The sequence below is a fragment of the Acinetobacter sp. MYb10 genome, from assembly GCF_002980175.2.
Classification (GTDB): domain Bacteria; phylum Pseudomonadota; class Gammaproteobacteria; order Pseudomonadales; family Moraxellaceae; genus Acinetobacter; species Acinetobacter guillouiae.
In genome coordinates this window covers 1043868-1061285 of the sequence record NZ_CP058272.1, presented here as the reverse complement: position 1 = coordinate 1061285, position 17418 = coordinate 1043868, and the positions used below count along the sequence as shown (strand labels likewise).

Genomic DNA, 17418 nt, shown 5'->3' with positions numbered 1-17418 from the left:
CTTGATAATATTTGAATTTGTAGAGAAAGCCACCTTAACGGTAACTTTCTCTACATCTAACTCATTGGTTTATTTTAAGCTAAATCAATGTTTAGCTAATTATAAATAGGTTTCAGAATTACCAATCGTATTTTAACCCCACTCTAAAATTAGTTGGTGCACCGTAGTAGCTATTGCCTGTTGTTAAATAATACTTTTTATCAAAAAGATTATTTATATTGAGATTGGCTGTTAATTTATTGTTTATTTTATAATGTGCCATTAAATCAACAACACTGTATTCACTCTGGGTAAATTTCTGATCTGCTGATTGAATTTCACTTTGCCAACGTATGCCTCCGCCAACGGTTATTGCTTCATTAAGATAAGGAAGTCTATAGGTTGTATAAAGTTTGGCAGTATTACTTGGAATATTAGGGTTTAAGAGCTTACCATTACGATCTCGGCTTAAATTACGGGCAAAGCTTGAGGAGATTTGCCAAGCATCTGTGAGTTTTCCTGTGGCTTCTAATTCAATACCGCGACTCTTGGTTCCAGATTCTGCTGTATATGCTTGAGATCCATCAGGTGCTAAATGTGAGTTATCAGGCTGTTCAGGAATCGCGACCGCAAAATTATCTTCTTTATTTTCATAAATTGCAGCACTTAGATTAAGTTGATTATCAAAAAAAGCGCCCTTGATTCCAAGTTCTGTGCTATTTCCCTCTAATGGGTCTATATAATCCCCAGCTCTTGTTTTTAGATCTTGTGGAGAAAATATATTTGTATAACTCGCATAAGCAGACCAATTAGGGGTGAGATCATAAACTAAGCCAAGATAAGGGATCAGTTTATTTTCTTCTTTACGGGTTGTGACTGTAATTTTATTTTCTTTATAGTCATTATTTTCTTTTTTTAACTTCCAATTTTCTAAACGTGATCCGAGCAACAGTGCTAAATCATCACTTAATTTGAACCGAGCTGCCGTATAAAATGATGAACTTGTATTATTTTCTTTGGTCCATCCTACGGCAGGATTATTTGGACGTGCAGGCGTATTTCCATCCCATTTATATATATTATCAATATTTCCACTCCAACCATCAATCCACCAATTGGTAAAGTACGGCTGGCTATTTTCACTTCTGGTTAATGTTGAACCAAAGATCACATCATGGGTTTGATTCAATAAATCAAATGAGCCGTTTAAGCTGACATTAAACAAGTCTTGAATTGGTTTATAAGCCCAGTGAGTAGAATAAATCGAAACCCCACTACCAGTTTCTTTATTGGGTGTTCCACCACTTGCATAGCCAACTAATTCATCTGATTCCGTAATGATACGTGCTAATGAAGCCTTTAATTTCCAGTTATCATTAAACTGATGATTGACATCGGCAAAGAGTGAAGTGGTTGTTCGATCTGAGTAAGACCAACTGGGTGCTGCTGAATCTGATCGGGACCAGTTTGTTCGTGTCCCATCGCTATAAAAAGCAGGCAAACCGCCACGAGCTTGTCCAGTAATATAAATTTGTTGATAACTTAAGCCTAGACTTGCTTGAGTTTTATCTGATAAATCAGTGTCAACAACAGCATAGGCCACTTTGCGTTCTTCATTGAAGCGATCTATGTATGAGTCCGAGTTCTGATAAGCAACTACAGCACGTCCACGAAGCGTACCCGATTGATTAAGAGGTGTTGAGATATCGCCATCGAAACGGTATGAATCCCATGAGCTAAGATCTGTACTGATTGATGCTTTAAAATCTTGTAATGGTTTTTTCCGAACCATATTAATACTAGCGCTGGCGGAACCCGCACCAGTCATTAAACCTGTCGCTCCTCGTACCACTTCAATTCTATCGAAAAGCGTAGTGTCTTGGCTTTGAAAAATAGAAGAGTAGGTACTTAGGAGTTTTACACCATCAAGTAAATAGCTATCTACACTTTTACCGCGTGAGTAAATTGGTGAAGAATCAGAACCTACATTTCCAGACTGGCTAACTGTTAATCCTGCAACTTGGTTTGCAACATCGGTCAGTTGTGTAAGATTTTGATCTTGCATTCTTTGGTGGGTCATCACACTAACCGATTGCGGTGTTTCTTTTAGGCTGAGTGCCAAGCCTGTTGATGCTGTGGTGGCTTTAGCAGTATATAAACCAGAGCCTTCGGTTGTAAGGCTATTGGTATTATTGGCAGATACAGTGATGGTAGGAAGCTGAGTAGAATTTTGTTCTTGGTCATCAGATGGGTTCGATGCAGCAAATACAGTTCCATGTATTAAACAAATAGATCCGCCCCAAAGTGCAGTTCGAATTGCAATTGCTAATGCATGTTTGCTTTGATGTTCCTTCATTAGATTCTCGTATGAGTCATATTCATGTACTTAGTCGTTTATTTTTAAAAAAAAGCTCATTTTTTTATTATTTAAATAGTGTGTATGTACTTGGATGCGAAAACAGTCGATCACAAGAGTGAATAGTGAGAGATAGAGAGGGCTTAAAACAACTTTTTTAATCAGTAAATGGATGTTAAATAAGTTTGAGATAAATTTTAAAATATGTTTAATTGGATTTATATACTAGTTTTTATTTAATCTATTGTTTTGTAGGTAAAAAATATTATGAATTAAAGGTTGTGTTATAAATGCTGGAGCAGGCTAAAAAAGCTTGTTTCATATCTCGTTTTACCGTAGCTTCAGAAATATTAAGTTTTTCACCGATTGCGCGGTAGGTCATACCTTCCATTTGAGATAATAAAAAGACCTGTGCTACGCGTTCGGGTAGTCTTTCTAGTGTTTGATGAACTTGATACAAACTTTCTCGAATACATATTTCATGTTCTACAGATGGATAGCCATCCTGTGGTGTATGTATTAACGCATCTAAATATAAGTGTTCAACTTGTTGGTGGCGCCAATGATCAATAATTACATGTTTCGCAATTCCCAATAACCATGCTTTGGGTTCTTTAATATTTTCAAAACAGTAATTACTTTTTAATGCACGATAAAAAACCTCCTGACTAAGATCTTCAGAGTGATGATGGTTGTGAAGTTTATGTTTGAACCACAAAAGTAAAGTATTTTGATGGTCTTGATAAATATGATCAAACCATTGCTGCTTTTGTACGTTCAAATGCATAAGAGTTGCCTGTTTAAAAAGCGAACTACATGGAGTTTTGCTGGAGGAAGAAAGTGTTGAAAATAATGATAGTGATAATGATTATTAAATGCAATAATAAAGATTACAAAATGCAACATGATAATTAGCGAAGCTAACCTTTATTTATTCTTGATTATTAATGAGATGAACAATGGGTATCTGTGAAATTTCACTTTAATTATTTCGCAATTGTAAATTTTGATCGTTCTGCGACTTTATGAATAAGAGTTTTTATGAGTAAGCCATCTGTAAATGTAAACCCCAAAAAAAGTTTTATTGGCCGTAAATTTAAATATTTAATTGGATTTATGCTGCTGATTATTTTCGGACTAGCAGGCTTCTATTGGAAAAAAACCTCATCCAAACCCGCAGAGGAATATAGCCAATGGAGTAAACCTGTACCCGTGCGAACTGTACCAGTACAACGACAAGATTTACAGGTTGAAATTAAAGCAATTGGTACAGTCATTCCTACGCATATTGTGAATGTACAAAGTCAGGTTTCCGGGGTTCTACAGCAGATTTATTTTAAAGAAGGGCAAACCGTAAAAAAAGGTCAGCTCCTTGCACAAATTGATCCAGCGCCGTTTCAGGTCGCACTTGCACAGGCTGAAGGAACACGGCAGCAGAATTTAGCACAATTGCAAAATGCTGAAACAGAGTTGCAGCGTTATCAATTACTGTTTAAACAAGATTCAATTGCGAAACAACAAGTAGAACAGCAATTGGCGCTGGTCAACCAGCTTAAAGGTCAAATACAGGCGAACAAGGCGCAAGTAGATGCTGCAAAACTACAGCTGTCTTATACTAAAATTTATGCGCCTATTGAGGGGCGGGTTGGATTTAGACAGAAAGATGCTGGTAACCTTATTCAAGCCAATGAAAGTGCTGGTTTAGTCAGTATCACTCAAGTTCATCCAATTTTTGTGCAATTTTCAGTGGCAGAAAACTACTTAGCAAACCTGCGTCAAGCATTAAAAAATGGCGATAAAGTGTTGGTAACTGCTTGGGATAAAACAGAGCAAAAACAACTTGCGCTGGGGCATGTACAAGCAATAGATAATCAGATTGATATCAGTACAGGGACTTTAAAAATAAAAGCAATTTTTGATAATTATGATGATGCCTTATTCCCAAATCAGTTTGTCAATGTGCGTTTAAATACTCAAACCATTCAAAATGCAATCAGTATCCCGAGTGATGCTGTACAACATGGTGCAAAAGGCAGCTATGTGTATATCATCAATCCGCAAAATAAAGCCGAAATTCGCATGTTAAAACTGGGGATGACATCGAATGGTCAAATTGAAGTTTTAGACGGATTAAAGGGGAGCGAAAAAGTAGTACTTGAAGGAATTGATCGTCTTTCGGAAGGCAAAGAAGTTCAAATTGTTGTAGAGAATCAACAGCCAATTTCTACGGCCAAGCCAACTGCTGGATAAATCATGAATATTTCACGGTTCTTTATTTTACGTCCAGTCGCAACCACATTATTGATGTTAGCACTGCTGTTGAGTGGCTTCTTGGTTTGGCGGTTGTTGCCTGTCTCTGCTTTGCCACAGGTCGATTATCCAATTATTCAAGTCTATACTTTTCAACCTGGCGCCAATCCCGATACAGTACAACGCACAATCACCGCACCACTCGAACGAGAAATGGGTAAAATTGCTGGTTTAAAGCAAATGTCTTCTAGTAGTTCAGTGGGGGCATCCGTTATTACCTTGCAGTTTGAACTGAGCGCAGAACTTGGTGTCGTTGAACAAGAAGTACAGTCAGCACTCAGTACAGCCAGCAGTAAATTACCCAATGATCTACCAGCACCACCGGTTTACCGTAAAGTAAATCCTGCTGATGTTCCTGTGATTACCCTTGCGATCAGTTCAGAAACTTTACCTTTAACAACAGTCTACGACATGGTGGATACCCGAGTTGCGCAAAAGCTTTCTCAGCTTTCAGGTGTCGGGATGGTCAGCCTCGCGGGTGGGCAACGTCCAGCAATACGCGTGCAAATGAATGCTGCGGCACTTGCTGCCTATAAAATGAGTGCTGAGGATGTGCGTTCTGCAATTAATTCTGCCAATGCAAATCAACCCAAAGGCAGCTTTGATGGACCATATCGCACCACCATGTTGGATGCCAATGATCAGATTCGCTCGATTGCAGATTATGAAAATCTAATTTTACGTTGGAACAATGGCGCACCGATACGTCTTAGAGATGTGGCAAAAGTCATAGAAGGAAGCGAAGATCGCTATATGGCGGCTTGGGCAGACAGTCAAGCTGCAATCTTGGTCAATGTACAGCGCCAACCGAATGCCAATGTGATTCAAGTTGCAGATCAGATTAAGCAAATATTGCCTGAGCTACAAAAAAATCTGCCTGAAAATGTCAAAATTCGAGTGTTAACCGATCGAACTGAGAGTATTCGTAGCTCCATTGATGATGTGCAAAAAGAATTGGTTTTTGCCGTGTGCTTGGTGGTGATGGTGACTTTTTTATTTTTAAGAAATTTATCCGCTACGATTATTCCTAGTATTGCCGTACCACTGTCGATTATTGGTACTTTTGTCGTCATGTATTTTTTAGGATTCTCTGTTAATAACCTGACTTTAATGGCACTCACCATTGCGACAGGCTTTGTAGTCGATGATGCAATTGTGATGTTGGAAAATATTGCACGACATCGTGAGGCAGGAGAAAGCTTATTACAAGCCGCACTTAAAGGATCTAAAGAAATCGGCTTTACCTTAATTTCCCTGACGATTTCACTGATTGCAGTATTAATCCCATTACTGTTTATGGGGGATGTGGTTGGGCGACTGTTCCATGAATTTGCTGTCACTTTAGCAGCAGTAATCGCAATTTCATTGGTGGTGTCGCTTACATTGACGCCAATGATGTGCGCATATTTATTAAAAAATGCCAAACATTCAACTTCTCACAGTCGCTGGAGTCTAGACCGAATTATCCAGCAATACGGTAAAGCTTTACAGTGGGTTTTTCGGCATCAAGTACTGACTCTTGCGGTGATGTTGAGTACCGTCATTTTAGCGGGTCTGCTGTATTGGATGATTCCCAAAGGCTTTTTCCCTGTACAGGACAGTGGTGTCATACAGGTGGTGACTGAAGCGCCTGATGATATTTCATTCCAAGCCATGAGTGAGCGTCAACAAACACTCGCGGGGCAGATCTTAAAAGATCCTGCTGTGGAAAGTTTGTCTTCATTTATTGGTATAGATGCCAATAATCCAAAACTAAGTAATGGACGTATTTTAATTAATCTAAAGCCGCATGCTGAAAGAGATCCTGTAGATCAAATTATGGCACGACTTAGAGGACAGTTCGCTCAAGTTGAAGGTATTCAAGGCTGGATGCAACCAGTACAAGAGCTGAGTATTGAAGATAAAATTAGTCGTACTCAATATCAACTGAGTATAAGCGCTGCTAAAACGACAGATTTAGCCGAATGGACTCCTATATTTGTTGATGCTTTACGACTACAACCTGAATTTGCACAAGTCACCAGTGAAGAGGGTGGACAAGGCTTACAAGCATTTATTGATGTCAATCGAGATGCCGCAGCACGTTTGGGTTTAAACATTGAAGATATCAGTTTAGCTTTACAAAATTTATTTGCGCAGCGCCAGATTGCAACTTTATACACGCAATCTAATCAATATCGTATTGTTTTAGAACTGGACCCAACATTCACTCAAGGTATAGATGCTTTAGGGCAAACCTATATTCATAATAAAAGTGGAGAGCCGATATTACTCAGTTCTGTTGCCAATATTGTGCAAAAACGCGTGCCTATTATTCTGCAACAGCAATCACAATTTCCAGCCAATGGGGTATCTTTTAATCTTGCATCAGGGGTCGCGCTCGGGGATGCGATCAAAGCGATTGATCGTGTACAACAGCGTCTAAATCTACCAACAGAAGTCAAAGTCAAACTGCAAGGTGCAGCTGCTGCTTATGAGAACTCGCAACAACATACGTTCTGGTTGGTGATTGCAGCAATAGTGACCATGTACATTGTGTTGGGCATTCTGTACGAAAGTTTTATTCACCCGATAACCATTCTTTCTACCTTGCCATCTGCTGCAATTGGTGCTTTGTTGGCATTGTTTATGGTTAATCGACCACTGGACATGATTGCCTTGATTGGGATCATTTTATTGATTGGTCTGGTCAAGAAAAATGGCATCATGATGGTGGATTTTGCTTTGGCTGCACAACGTAATGACGGATTGTCACCACAGCAAGCGATTTATCAAGCCGCACTGATGCGTTTTCGCCCAATTTTAATGACCACACTTGCGGCACTGGTTGGGGCAATTCCATTGATGCTTGCGTCGGGTTCAGGGGCTGAATTACGTCAGCCTCTTGGGATCGTCATGGTGGGTGGTTTGATTTTAAGTCAAGTCCTGACGTTATTTACTACACCAGTGGTTTATTTATTTTTTGATCGTCTGCAATATTCATTGCAACATACCAATTCAGATTTATCTGTAGATGATTTACCCACAGATCATGATACGACAAGGAGAGAGTTTTGACTTTTCTCTCGACCTTTATTCACCGACCAGTTGCCAGTATTTTACTGGGAATCGCAATTGTATTATTGGGTATATTGGCCTATTTTCGCTTACCTGTAGCCGCTTTACCACAGGCAGATATTCCAACGATTGTGGTGCGAGCAAGTTTACCTGGTGCAAGTCCTGAAAGTATGTCTGCCACCGTGGCGACGCCATTAGAGCGCGCCATGATGGGCGTTTCAGGGGTAAAAGCGATTAATTCTTCAAGTAATCAAAGCGCAACCCAAGTGGTTTTGCATTTTGATTTAAAGACTGACATCAATGAAGCCGCCAGAGAGGTCCAAGCTGCAATCAATGCTGCGATGTCACAGCTGCCTTCTGGAATGCCAAGCCCTCCTGAATATTTCAAGATCAATCCAAGCCAGAGTCCAATTTTTTATTTGGCACTGAGTTCAGAACATCTTTCTGCGGGCAAACTCTATGAAATTGCCAGTAATCAGCTGCAGCCAAATCTTGCGCAAATTAATGGGGTTGGGGAAGTTGTCATTGACGGGGCATCTATGCCAGCTGTGCGAATTCAACTCAATCCAAATGCCTTGATTTCACAAGGGGTGTCTTTGGAGCAAGTTCGTGAAGCGATTGTAAAAAGTAATACAGTACAAGCCTTAGGGGTAATTGAAACTGAACAGTTACGTTGGCAAGTTGAGCTTCCAAGTCGTTTAAAAAAAGCGGATGATTTTGCCAATTTGATCATACATCAAAATGGTCAGACAGTTGTCCGTTTAAAAGATGTGGCTGAGGTACAGGATTCGGTCGAAAACCGTTATGTAAGTGGTTTTCACAATGGCAAACCAGCGGTTATTATTAAAATCAGCCGTCAACCCAATGCAAATACCGTTGCCACAATTGAAAAGATCAAAGAAAAACTACCAGAGTTAAGCAGATTAATTCCAGCAGATTCACAACTGACCACAGTGATGGATGGATCGGAAATTATTCGGGCGGGCTTAAATGAGGCAAGGGATACTTTATTATTTTCCATGCTTTTGGTGATTATTGTGGTCGCACTGATGTTAGGTCGTCTGCAAAGTGCTCTTGTTCCAAGTATTGCTTTACTGGTGACTTTGATTGGCGCATGCAGCCTGGTTTATCTCGCTGGATTTTCATTGAATAACTTGTCGATTATGGCGGTGATTGTTGCGATTGGGCTCGTGGTTGATGATGCAATTGTAGTTTTGGAAAATATTGAACGTCATATAGAACAGGGTGAACAGCCTATACAGGCTGCCTTAAATGGTATTCGAGAAGTCGGTCTGACCTTGCTGGCAATGAATTTGGCTTTGGTGGTGATCTTTATTTCCGTGCTATTTATGGGAGGTGTAATCGAACGATTGTTTAGAGAGTTTTCTTTAACACTGATTTTTATTATTATTTTATCTGTATTTGTCTCCCTAGTCCTTACGCCAAGCTTATCTGCACGCTGTTTAAAACCATTAGAGCGTTATCAACATCAGGTTTTGTATCGCTATAGCCATTGCTTGATGCAGGGTTTGAGTCAGCTCTATTTGCATTCACTGAAATGGATGATCAAACACGGTTATTTGGTCATTTTGCTATGGGGAGGTGCAATTGCTGCTTCTGTATATGTCTATCAAACATTACCCAAACGGGTATTACCTGAGCAAGATACCGGACGGGTTGAAGCTTTTATTCGAGGGGATGATGGTTTCTCCTTTCAAATTATGCAACCCAAAATCGCCACCTTTAGTGAAAGTGTATTAAAGGATCCCGCAGTCAAAGATGTGATTGGTACGTCTGGTGGTGCTGGTGGAATCACCAATTCTTTTTTAATGGTGAGTTTAAAACCCAAAGCAGAGCGAGATGGCAAATCTTCACATGAAATTGTAGATAGAATTAAAAAAAATGCCCCATGGCTGGCAGGTGCGATTTTTTCTGCACAAGTCAAACAGGAACTAGAATTGGATGATCCATTTTCAAGTGGAAGTGGGCAAGATTATTTGTTGTTACTGCAATCTGATGATGTTGCGTTGCTACGTCAGTGGGTGCCTAAAGTTGCTCAGGCAATGCAGAAGCTTGCAGAGTTAGAAGAAGTTGAAACCATGGGCGATGAAGGTGCCCAGCATGTGACTTTAGACATTGACCGTGAAGCAGCACGTCGTTTGGGTGTGGATATAGAAAATATTTCAAGCGTACTCAATAACTCATTTTCGCAGCGCCAAATTTCGACTATTTATGATCAAACCCAACAGTTTTATGTGGTGATGGAAGTCGATAAACACTTTACTGAACATCCTGAAGCGCTGGCAAATGTACGCATTCCAAACCAACAAGGTATTGCTGTACCACTCAGTAATTTTGCCACATGGTCTTATGGTATTACCAATGATCGGGTTTATCGACGCAACCAATATGCCGCAATGGGGATTGGTTATGTGGTTAAACAAGGCTATAGCTATGAACAAGCGGATGCAGCTATTCGTAGTGTTTTACCCGAAGTGATGTTACCCAATGAAATTTTTATCATGACAGATAAAGATGTCGAGGCGGAAAGTTTGCAGGCTGGTTTATCGACCCCGTTACTTGTCTGTGTGGTGATCTTACTTATTTATATCGTTCTTGGGGTTACCTATGAAAGTCTGATTCATCCATTGACGATTTTATCGACAGTACCCGCAGTGGCTTTGGGGGCTTTGTTGACCTTATGGTTATTTAATTTCCAATTCACCTTAATTGCACTTTTGGGCATGTTTTTATTGATCGGAATTGTTGTAAAAAATGCCATTCTTTTAATTGATTTTACTTTATTAGAAAGAAGAGCAGGCAAGACTGCATATCAGGCTATTTTGTCTGCCGCAGCTCTCCGTTTTCGTCCAATTCTGATGACCAATACCGCAGCGTTGCTGGGTGCAATTCCACTGGCACTTAGCTGGGGAGAAGGGGCAGAGTTACGTCAGCCTTTGGGTGTTGTCATTGTGGGTGGTTTAGCCTTGGGTCAATTATTGACGTTGTATACAACGCCTGTCTTGTATTTGGTGTTGGAAAAATGTGCTGAATCTTGTTTGAAATTGAAAAATAAATATGCACTTCATTGAGGTAAATAGGAAAATATAATGCAGAGTTTAATCGTTAAAAATGTCATGTGCCTTAGTGTGTTATTGATATTGACTGCATGCAATTCTACTGTTGTGTTGCATCCGCCTGAATATAAAGTGCCAGTCCTTCAAACGGATGATCATTATAAATATGCTGTTTTAAATTGGAAAAAAACCGCAAGCTTAGAAGTCAATGCCAACACTTGGTGGGAAATTTTTCAAGATCCTATTCTTAGTCAATTGATGCAACAATTGAATCAAGAAAATTTGAGTCTGAAACAAGCAGAAGCACGATATCAACAAGCCAATGCCTTACTTGAGCAGCAACGCGCTAACCGTTTGCCAAGTTTAAAGTTAAATGGTTCTGCACAACGTAGTGGAACAAAGGACAGTACGCCAAATAACCAATCTACAACGGGTGTTCAGGTCAGTTGGATTCCTGATTTATGGGGCAGGGTCGCCAAAGCAGTTGAAGGGCAACAGGCAAATTTAGAGGCTTCACAGGCTGACTTAGCTGCAGTTAAACTCAATCAACAATTATTGGGCACAGAAAGCTATTGGAATATCCGAGTACTGGATGCGCAGTTGGATGTTTTACGACAAACCCAAAACAGTTATCAGCGTTCCGTCAAAATTTTAAATAACCAATATGTTGCTGGAATGATTGCGCGCGCGGATGTGATACAGGCTGAAACACAGCTCAAGCAAGTGCAAATCCAGCAGATAGAAACCCAGCGGGAACGTGATTTACAAGAAAATATTTTAGCTGTGGTACAAGGTAAAACAGTTGCTCAATTTCAATTGGCCAAACAGGAACAGCACTTTAAAGTTCCACTATTACCCACTCAGTTACCAAGTCGGATGCTGATCCAGCGTCCTGATGTAATCCGTGCTGAACGTGAATTGGCTGCAACACATGCCCAATTGGGCTTGGCTCAAACGGCATGGTTACCCGATCTCAGTATTGGTTTAACGGGTGAAGTAAATAGTCGTGTGTTGAGTCAACTGTTTCAAGCACCACAGTACTTGTGGTCGACTGGATTACAAACAACGGCATTGATATTTGACGGTGGAAAACGTAAGGCTGAGATTGCACAAGCACAAGCGAGTTATGCTGAAAAAGCAGCAGCGTATAGACAGGCTGTTTTAACGGGTTGGAAAGAGGTGGAAGACGCGCTTTTACAGTCATCCAGTTTTAAACAGCAACAATCTGAACAAGCTCAACTATTTAAACTTGCTTTAGAAAATGAACAAGTTGTAACTCGACGCTATAACGCTGGCTTAGTCAGTTATTTAGAAGTGATCACAGCACAGAATTTAACCTTACAGGCGGAACAGGCAACTTTACAGCTCAAGCATTTGCAGTTAAAAAATACAGCCCAACTGATTGCAGCCTTAGGTGGAATATCAGTTGAAGGCCCTATGTAAAACTTAAGTGAGTTGGCTTAAATCTTTGAATAGTGTATTTAAATCTTATTGATTTAAAAGCTTACATGCTTTTAAAAGTGTGTAAGCTAAGCTGTCTAAACTCTTGTTGTTAAAAATTTTATGTATTTAAAGATTGCCTATGATTCATCAAGTTTCATGTTGTTTTTTTATCATCATTTAAAACAAATAGCACCATTTTAGATGTATAGCAGGATTTAAAGCCTGATATGCACTATGAAAGCGCAAGTTAATACTTGTGATTTGTCGGACAATTTTATTGTTAAAGTGTTATTTGTGTCACATTTGTGTGTATAATCAGCGAAATTTATACCCTGATTTGATTTTGAAATGGTAAAGCTTGTAACTTTTTTCGTGTTTAGTAGTGTGATATTTCTAGGCTATTTTTCTTATGTCGATTCGCAACAGAAAAAACAACAAGAAATGCAAAATATTATCAAAGATGCGAATTTAACCATTCGGAAAATTGAGTCTAATCCTAATAATCACAATCATTTAAAAGTAAGTAATACGGTGATTTGATTTACGTACTGTATATCCTTAAAGCACTAAACTTCTGAGTTCACATGAATTGGATGACTAAAAGCATCAGATTGATAAAATTATTTAAACTGTATGTTATAATTTGTAATATGTAATCGATAACGACCGTTAAACCTTCTAGAAAATGAAAGCTGCTAATCTGCAGCTTTTTTAATTCAAGTTTTTTATCGGAAATGTCATTTTGGTATGTTTATTGAATGCTGAATTATGGCCTTAATTGACGGCATTTAGCATTTTTTTTAAATGAACTCGATTTTATCAACGAATAGCTCAAACTTAACAGGGGCTCAACAATGACGAATCCAAATCCTTCAGCGGGTTTGCTTGAACGCTTATTTAAACTGAGCGAAAACAAAACAACGTTTAGAACCGAAATACTGGCAGGTTTAACGACATTTTTAACAATGTGCTACATCATCATTGTTAACCCATTGATTCTTTCAGAAACAGGTATGGATCATGGCGCCGTATTTGTGGCAACGTGTTTAGCCGCTGCGATTGGTTGTTTGGTCATGGGGGTTGTTGCAAACTATCCGATTGCACTTGCACCAGGTATGGGACTGAATGCTTATTTTACCTATTCCGTTTGTTTAGGTATGGGCGTTGAATGGCAAACCGCTTTGGCTGCTGTATTTGTTTCCGGACTTGTCTTCATCGCAATTAGCATGTTTAAAATCCGTGAAGCCATTGTCAATGCGATTCCAATGTCATTGAAATTTGCAATCGGTGGTGGTATTGGATTATTCCTTGCACTGGTTGCATTGAAAAACTCAGGCATTATTGTTGCAAATCAAGCAACTTTGGTGGGTTTGGGTGATTTAAAACAACCTACAGTCTTACTGACTTTATTGGGTTTTTTCCTGATCGTGATTATGCACCACTATAAAATTCGTGGCGCAATTATTATCAGTATTTTAGCAATCACTGGTATTGCAACAGCTTTAGGTTTAAATGAATTTAAAGGGGTTGTTGGTTCGATTCCTTCTATTGCACCGACATTCATGCAAATGAATTTTGAAAACTTATTTACGGTAAGTTTAGTCGGCGTTATTTTCGTATTCTTCTTGGTTGATTTATTTGACTCAACCGGAACATTGGTCGGGGTTTCACATCGTGCTGGTTTATTGAAAGATGGTAAATTACCACGTTTGAAAAAAGCGCTATTTGCCGATTCAACTGCAATTGTTGCCGGTGCTGCTTTAGGTACATCATCAACAACGCCTTATATTGAGTCATCTGCAGGTGTTGCTGCAGGCGGTCGTACAGGTTTAACTGCAGTTGTTGTTGGTATTTTATTTTTAGCGTGTTTATTCTTAGCACCACTGGCTCAATCTGTTCCTGGATTTGCGACTGCTCCAGCATTATTATTTGTTGGTGTGTTGATGATTCAAGGCATCATCAATATTGAATGGGATGATATTACCGAAGCAGTTCCAGCATTTTTAACCATTGTATTTATGCCATTTGCTTATTCTATTGCAGACGGTATTGCAATGGGCTTTATCAGCTATGCATTGGTTAAATTATTTACAGGTAAAGCGAAAACAGTTCCATATATGGTTTGGATCATTGCTGTGCTTTGGGTGATTAAATTCGTTGCATTTGGTGGTTAATAAATTTAAATAAGAAAAGGGTGTAAACTCAAGTTTGCACCCTTTTTTGTTTTAATCAGATTGAAATGAATCCAAGCGATTTGGATGATTGAAATTTAATTTAATAAGTTTGAGGAAAAACGTGAATAGATTAGAACTTATTCGTGCCTTACCCAAGGCAGAACTCCATGTACATATCGAAGGCACGTTTGAGCCTGAGTTGATGTTTGCAATAGCTCAGCGTAATCAAATTGATATCCCGTATAAATCTGTAGAAGAAGTTAAACAAGCATATAACTTTCATAATCTACAGTCTTTCCTTGATATTTATTATGCAGGTGCAAATGTACTGATCAATGAACAAGACTTTTATGATTTAGCTTGGGCATATTTTGAAAAATGTGCAGAAGATAAAGTTGTACATACTGAAATGTTCTTTGATCCACAAACACATACTGACCGCGGGGTTGCCTTTGAAACGGTGATCAATGGTCTACAACGTGCATGCGATGATGCTCAAACAAAGTTGGGTATAAGCTCTCATTTGATCATGTGCTTCCTGCGTCACTTAAGTGAAGAAGCAGCATTTGAAACGTTAAAGCAAGCTTTGCCGTATAAAGATCAAATTATTGCTGTAGGTTTAGATTCAAGCGAAGTTGGGCATCCACCAGCTAAGTTTGAACGAGTTTTTGCTCAAGCACGCAAAGAAGGTTTCTTGGTGGTTGCACATGCGGGAGAAGAAGGGCCTGCTGAATATGTTTGGGAAGCTTTAGATTTATTAAAAGTAAACCGTATTGACCACGGTGTACGTTCAGAAGAAGACCCAGCACTGATGCAACGTTTAATTGCAGAAAAGATGCCTTTGACTGTTTGTCCACTGAGCAATTTAAAATTGTGTGTGGTGGATGATATGGCACAACATAATATTCATCGTTTATTGCAAAAAGGTGTGCATGTGACTGTCAATTCAGATGACCCATCTTATTTTGGTGGCTATATGAATGATAATTTTATTTCGATTGCTGAAGCACTAGATCTTTCAAATACAGAGTTAAAGCAATTGGCAAAAAATTCATTTGAAGCGTCATTTATTTCAAATGAAGAAAAGCAAAAATGGAACAATCAAATTGATCAATTGGCTTAAATCAAGCTATATTCTTTAAGCATATAAAAGCAGTGTGTGAACACTGCTTTTTTTTTCATGAGGGAAATAGGATGAAATTTTTAACAACAAGTTTAACCTTATTCATTATTTTACCTGTGACTGTTGCATGTGCAGACTCAAGCACAGAAACGATTACGCAGAAAATGCTAAAGCCTTTAATCGAACAGCAGTGTGCCAGTGAGTTAAAAGCGTCAAAGATTTGGCAAGCATCCTCATTTTTATGGACAGCTGCACAACAGCAACATGCACAGCAAAAAATCTGTGGCTGTGTCAGTGATAATGCTTTGAACGATGTACCAGCTAAACAGCTGGTGATGGCAACTTTTAATGAAGCTGCAAAAAATAAGCTGATTCAACAAGCAGTGATGAATAGTTTAAAAGGTTGTGCGAAAGAAGCATTAAAGTAAAGATCTAGAATTTAAAGCGCCATAAATTTAAACCACAATAAAAATATAAAAAAAGCACACCGTTTTGATGTGCTTTTAATAGGCTTTTTAATCTGTATATGACTAACCTTGTCGTGTCATACTTTTCAATACATTGTCTTTATCAATAAAATGATGTTTGAGCGCAGCGAGAACATGTCCGACAAGAAGTAAGCCAGCAGCCCATGAAATATAAATATGTAAAGGTTTAACAATCGCTGTTAAATCGGGATTATCTTGTACAAGTCTTGGAATCTCAAATAAGTACAATACAGGCACGGGATGACCAGCACTCCAGCTAAATAAACATCCTGTGATTGGCAATGCCAATAGCATGAAATATAAACCCAAATGACCTAAATGAGCCAAAGTTTTCATCAATGGTGACATGGTTTCAGGTAGTTCAGGGGCAGGGTGAGTGTATCGCCAAAAGATACGGATAATGACCAAAAAGATAATCACCGATGCAATATTCTTATGTAGAGTAATGACATCGCCTTTAAACGGTCCATCGACATCATAGCTTAAAAAATTGCCACTATAAAAACCAATGACCCAAGCGGTAATAAAGATGATTGCCATAATCCAATGCAACCATTGTGCTGTCCTTGTATAGTATTGTGATTTTTGTTGCATGACACAGATTCCAATTTAATTTAGTGCTTATAATATGGATTTTATTAAAAGAAATCAGTTCTAAAAACTCAACGTATTGTTTTAAATTTGCAACGCTTAAAGCAATAATTGTGAAATATTTATCCATTTAGCGTCTAATGAGGTGATTATTCAAATTTTTAGTTTAATCCAAGTGTTAGTTTAGGCAAAATAGCCTAGCTTTATCTCATAAAAAGGAAAAAATTGTGAAAAAACGCGTTGTCTTTCTTGCTTCAATCGCTTTAGCTCTAACGGCTTGCGCGACCAATGATCCAACAGGTGCTGCAGCAGCGTCAACAACTCAGCAGTTAGGTGGTGTTGCGCTTAAAATCGCGATCAATGCGAAATGTACAACTGAACTGAATAATTTACCTGCTTGGAAGACTGCAACAAAAGTCATGACTGCAGACCAGAAAAACAATGTACAAAGTGAAATTTGTGGTTGTGTCAGTGAAAAGGCACCCCAAAGTGTTAGCACTGTAGATTTAGCAACAGCTGCTTTAGATCCTCAAGCGCGTGCTACGATTGTTTCAAATGTCGTGACAAAAACAATTAATGCATGTGTTGCAGAAGCGATGAGATAGTTGCATTAAAGCATCAAAGACATATGAATTTATTGATACAGTTTTTTGTATGTTGATAAATTCATGGTCTTAGGACTGATGCTCTTTTCTTTAAATGGCGTCTTTCACGCTAAGCAAAATATTCTAAATTTTGATCAGTCGATTGAAGTTATGTAGAAAGAAAAGGGCTTTCGATCTGTCATCATCTCAAGATGATGATGTATGAACTCAGATAA

General features: G+C 38.8%; 11 protein-coding genes. 8 read left to right on the top strand and 3 right to left on the bottom strand.

Features of this window, described 5'->3' with window-relative positions; genetic code table 11:
• Positions 1-118 precede the first annotated feature (118 nt).
• Both CQZ96_RS05115 and CQZ96_RS05110 read right to left on the bottom strand, forming a co-directional pair.
• A complete protein-coding gene (locus tag CQZ96_RS05115) occupies positions 119-2335 on the bottom strand; it encodes a TonB-dependent siderophore receptor (RefSeq protein WP_105712920.1) in 2217 nt (738 codons plus the stop codon).
• Between the two features lie 265 nt (positions 2336-2600).
• Positions 2601-3122, bottom strand: coding sequence for an RNA polymerase sigma factor (locus CQZ96_RS05110; protein ID WP_004721201.1), 522 nt, complete (start codon positions 3120-3122; stop codon positions 2601-2603).
• Positions 3123-3376: 254 nt separating this feature from the next.
• Here CQZ96_RS05110 and CQZ96_RS05105 point away from each other — a divergent pair, with 254 nt between their 5' ends.
• From CQZ96_RS05105 to CQZ96_RS05075, 7 genes are all read left to right on the top strand, one after another.
• Positions 3377-4585, top strand: a complete 1209-nt coding sequence (locus CQZ96_RS05105) for an efflux RND transporter periplasmic adaptor subunit (RefSeq protein ID WP_004721199.1) — start codon at positions 3377-3379, stop codon at positions 4583-4585.
• A gap of 3 nt (positions 4586-4588) precedes the next feature.
• The gene (locus CQZ96_RS05100; protein WP_105712919.1) at positions 4589-7702 is read left to right on the top strand and encodes a multidrug efflux RND transporter permease subunit; all 3114 of its coding nucleotides are present in this window, start codon (positions 4589-4591) and stop codon (positions 7700-7702) included.
• Positions 7699-10794 carry an efflux RND transporter permease subunit gene (locus CQZ96_RS05095; RefSeq protein WP_105712918.1) on the top strand — a complete coding sequence of 1032 codons (3096 nt, stop codon included), beginning with the start codon at positions 7699-7701 and terminating at the stop codon, positions 10792-10794. Before CQZ96_RS05100 ends, CQZ96_RS05095 begins: the two co-directional genes overlap by 4 nt.
• Before the next feature lie 18 nt (positions 10795-10812).
• A complete protein-coding gene (locus tag CQZ96_RS05090) occupies positions 10813-12222 on the top strand; it encodes an efflux transporter outer membrane subunit (protein ID WP_105712917.1) in 1410 nt (469 codons plus the stop codon).
• Positions 12223-13076: 854 nt separating this feature from the next.
• Positions 13077-14396 (top strand): NCS2 family permease, encoded by a 1320-nt coding sequence (locus tag CQZ96_RS05085; RefSeq protein WP_004721188.1) that lies wholly within the window; start codon positions 13077-13079, stop codon positions 14394-14396.
• A gap of 121 nt (positions 14397-14517) precedes the next feature.
• Positions 14518-15519: an adenosine deaminase gene (locus CQZ96_RS05080; protein WP_004721186.1), complete on the top strand. Its 1002-nt coding sequence runs from the start codon at positions 14518-14520 to the stop codon at positions 15517-15519.
• A 71-nt stretch (positions 15520-15590) separates the two neighbouring features.
• Positions 15591-15947: a hypothetical protein gene (locus CQZ96_RS05075; protein ID WP_105712916.1), complete on the top strand. Its 357-nt coding sequence runs from the start codon at positions 15591-15593 to the stop codon at positions 15945-15947.
• 102 nt (positions 15948-16049) lie between these two features.
• Here the strand turns inward: CQZ96_RS05075 and CQZ96_RS05070 are convergent, their stop codons facing one another.
• Positions 16050-16601 (bottom strand): cytochrome b, encoded by a 552-nt coding sequence (locus CQZ96_RS05070; protein ID WP_004721181.1) that lies wholly within the window; start codon positions 16599-16601, stop codon positions 16050-16052.
• A 224-nt stretch (positions 16602-16825) separates the two neighbouring features.
• On the opposite strand from CQZ96_RS05070, the gene CQZ96_RS05065 reads away from it, so the two are divergent.
• Positions 16826-17203 (top strand): hypothetical protein, encoded by a 378-nt coding sequence (locus CQZ96_RS05065; protein WP_004721179.1) that lies wholly within the window; start codon positions 16826-16828, stop codon positions 17201-17203.
• Positions 17204-17418: the final 215 nt, after the last annotated feature.

Bases quoted from the DNA above. Each gene is read 5' to 3' on its own strand.
- CQZ96_RS05115 (WP_105712920.1), bottom strand. From the start codon at position 2,335: ATGAAGGAACATCAAAGCAAACATGCATTAGCAATTGCAATTCGAACT.
- CQZ96_RS05110 (WP_004721201.1), bottom strand. From the start codon at position 3,122: ATGCATTTGAACGTACAAAAGCAGCAATGGTTTGATCATATTTATCAA.
- CQZ96_RS05105 (WP_004721199.1), top strand. From the start codon at position 3,377: ATGAGTAAGCCATCTGTAAATGTAAACCCCAAAAAAAGTTTTATTGGC.
- CQZ96_RS05100 (WP_105712919.1), top strand. From the start codon at position 4,589: ATGAATATTTCACGGTTCTTTATTTTACGTCCAGTCGCAACCACATTA.
- CQZ96_RS05090 (WP_105712917.1), top strand. From the start codon at position 10,813: ATGCAGAGTTTAATCGTTAAAAATGTCATGTGCCTTAGTGTGTTATTG.
- CQZ96_RS05085 (WP_004721188.1), top strand. From the start codon at position 13,077: ATGACGAATCCAAATCCTTCAGCGGGTTTGCTTGAACGCTTATTTAAA.
- CQZ96_RS05075 (WP_105712916.1), top strand. From the start codon at position 15,591: ATGAAATTTTTAACAACAAGTTTAACCTTATTCATTATTTTACCTGTG.
- CQZ96_RS05070 (WP_004721181.1), bottom strand. From the start codon at position 16,601: ATGCAACAAAAATCACAATACTATACAAGGACAGCACAATGGTTGCAT.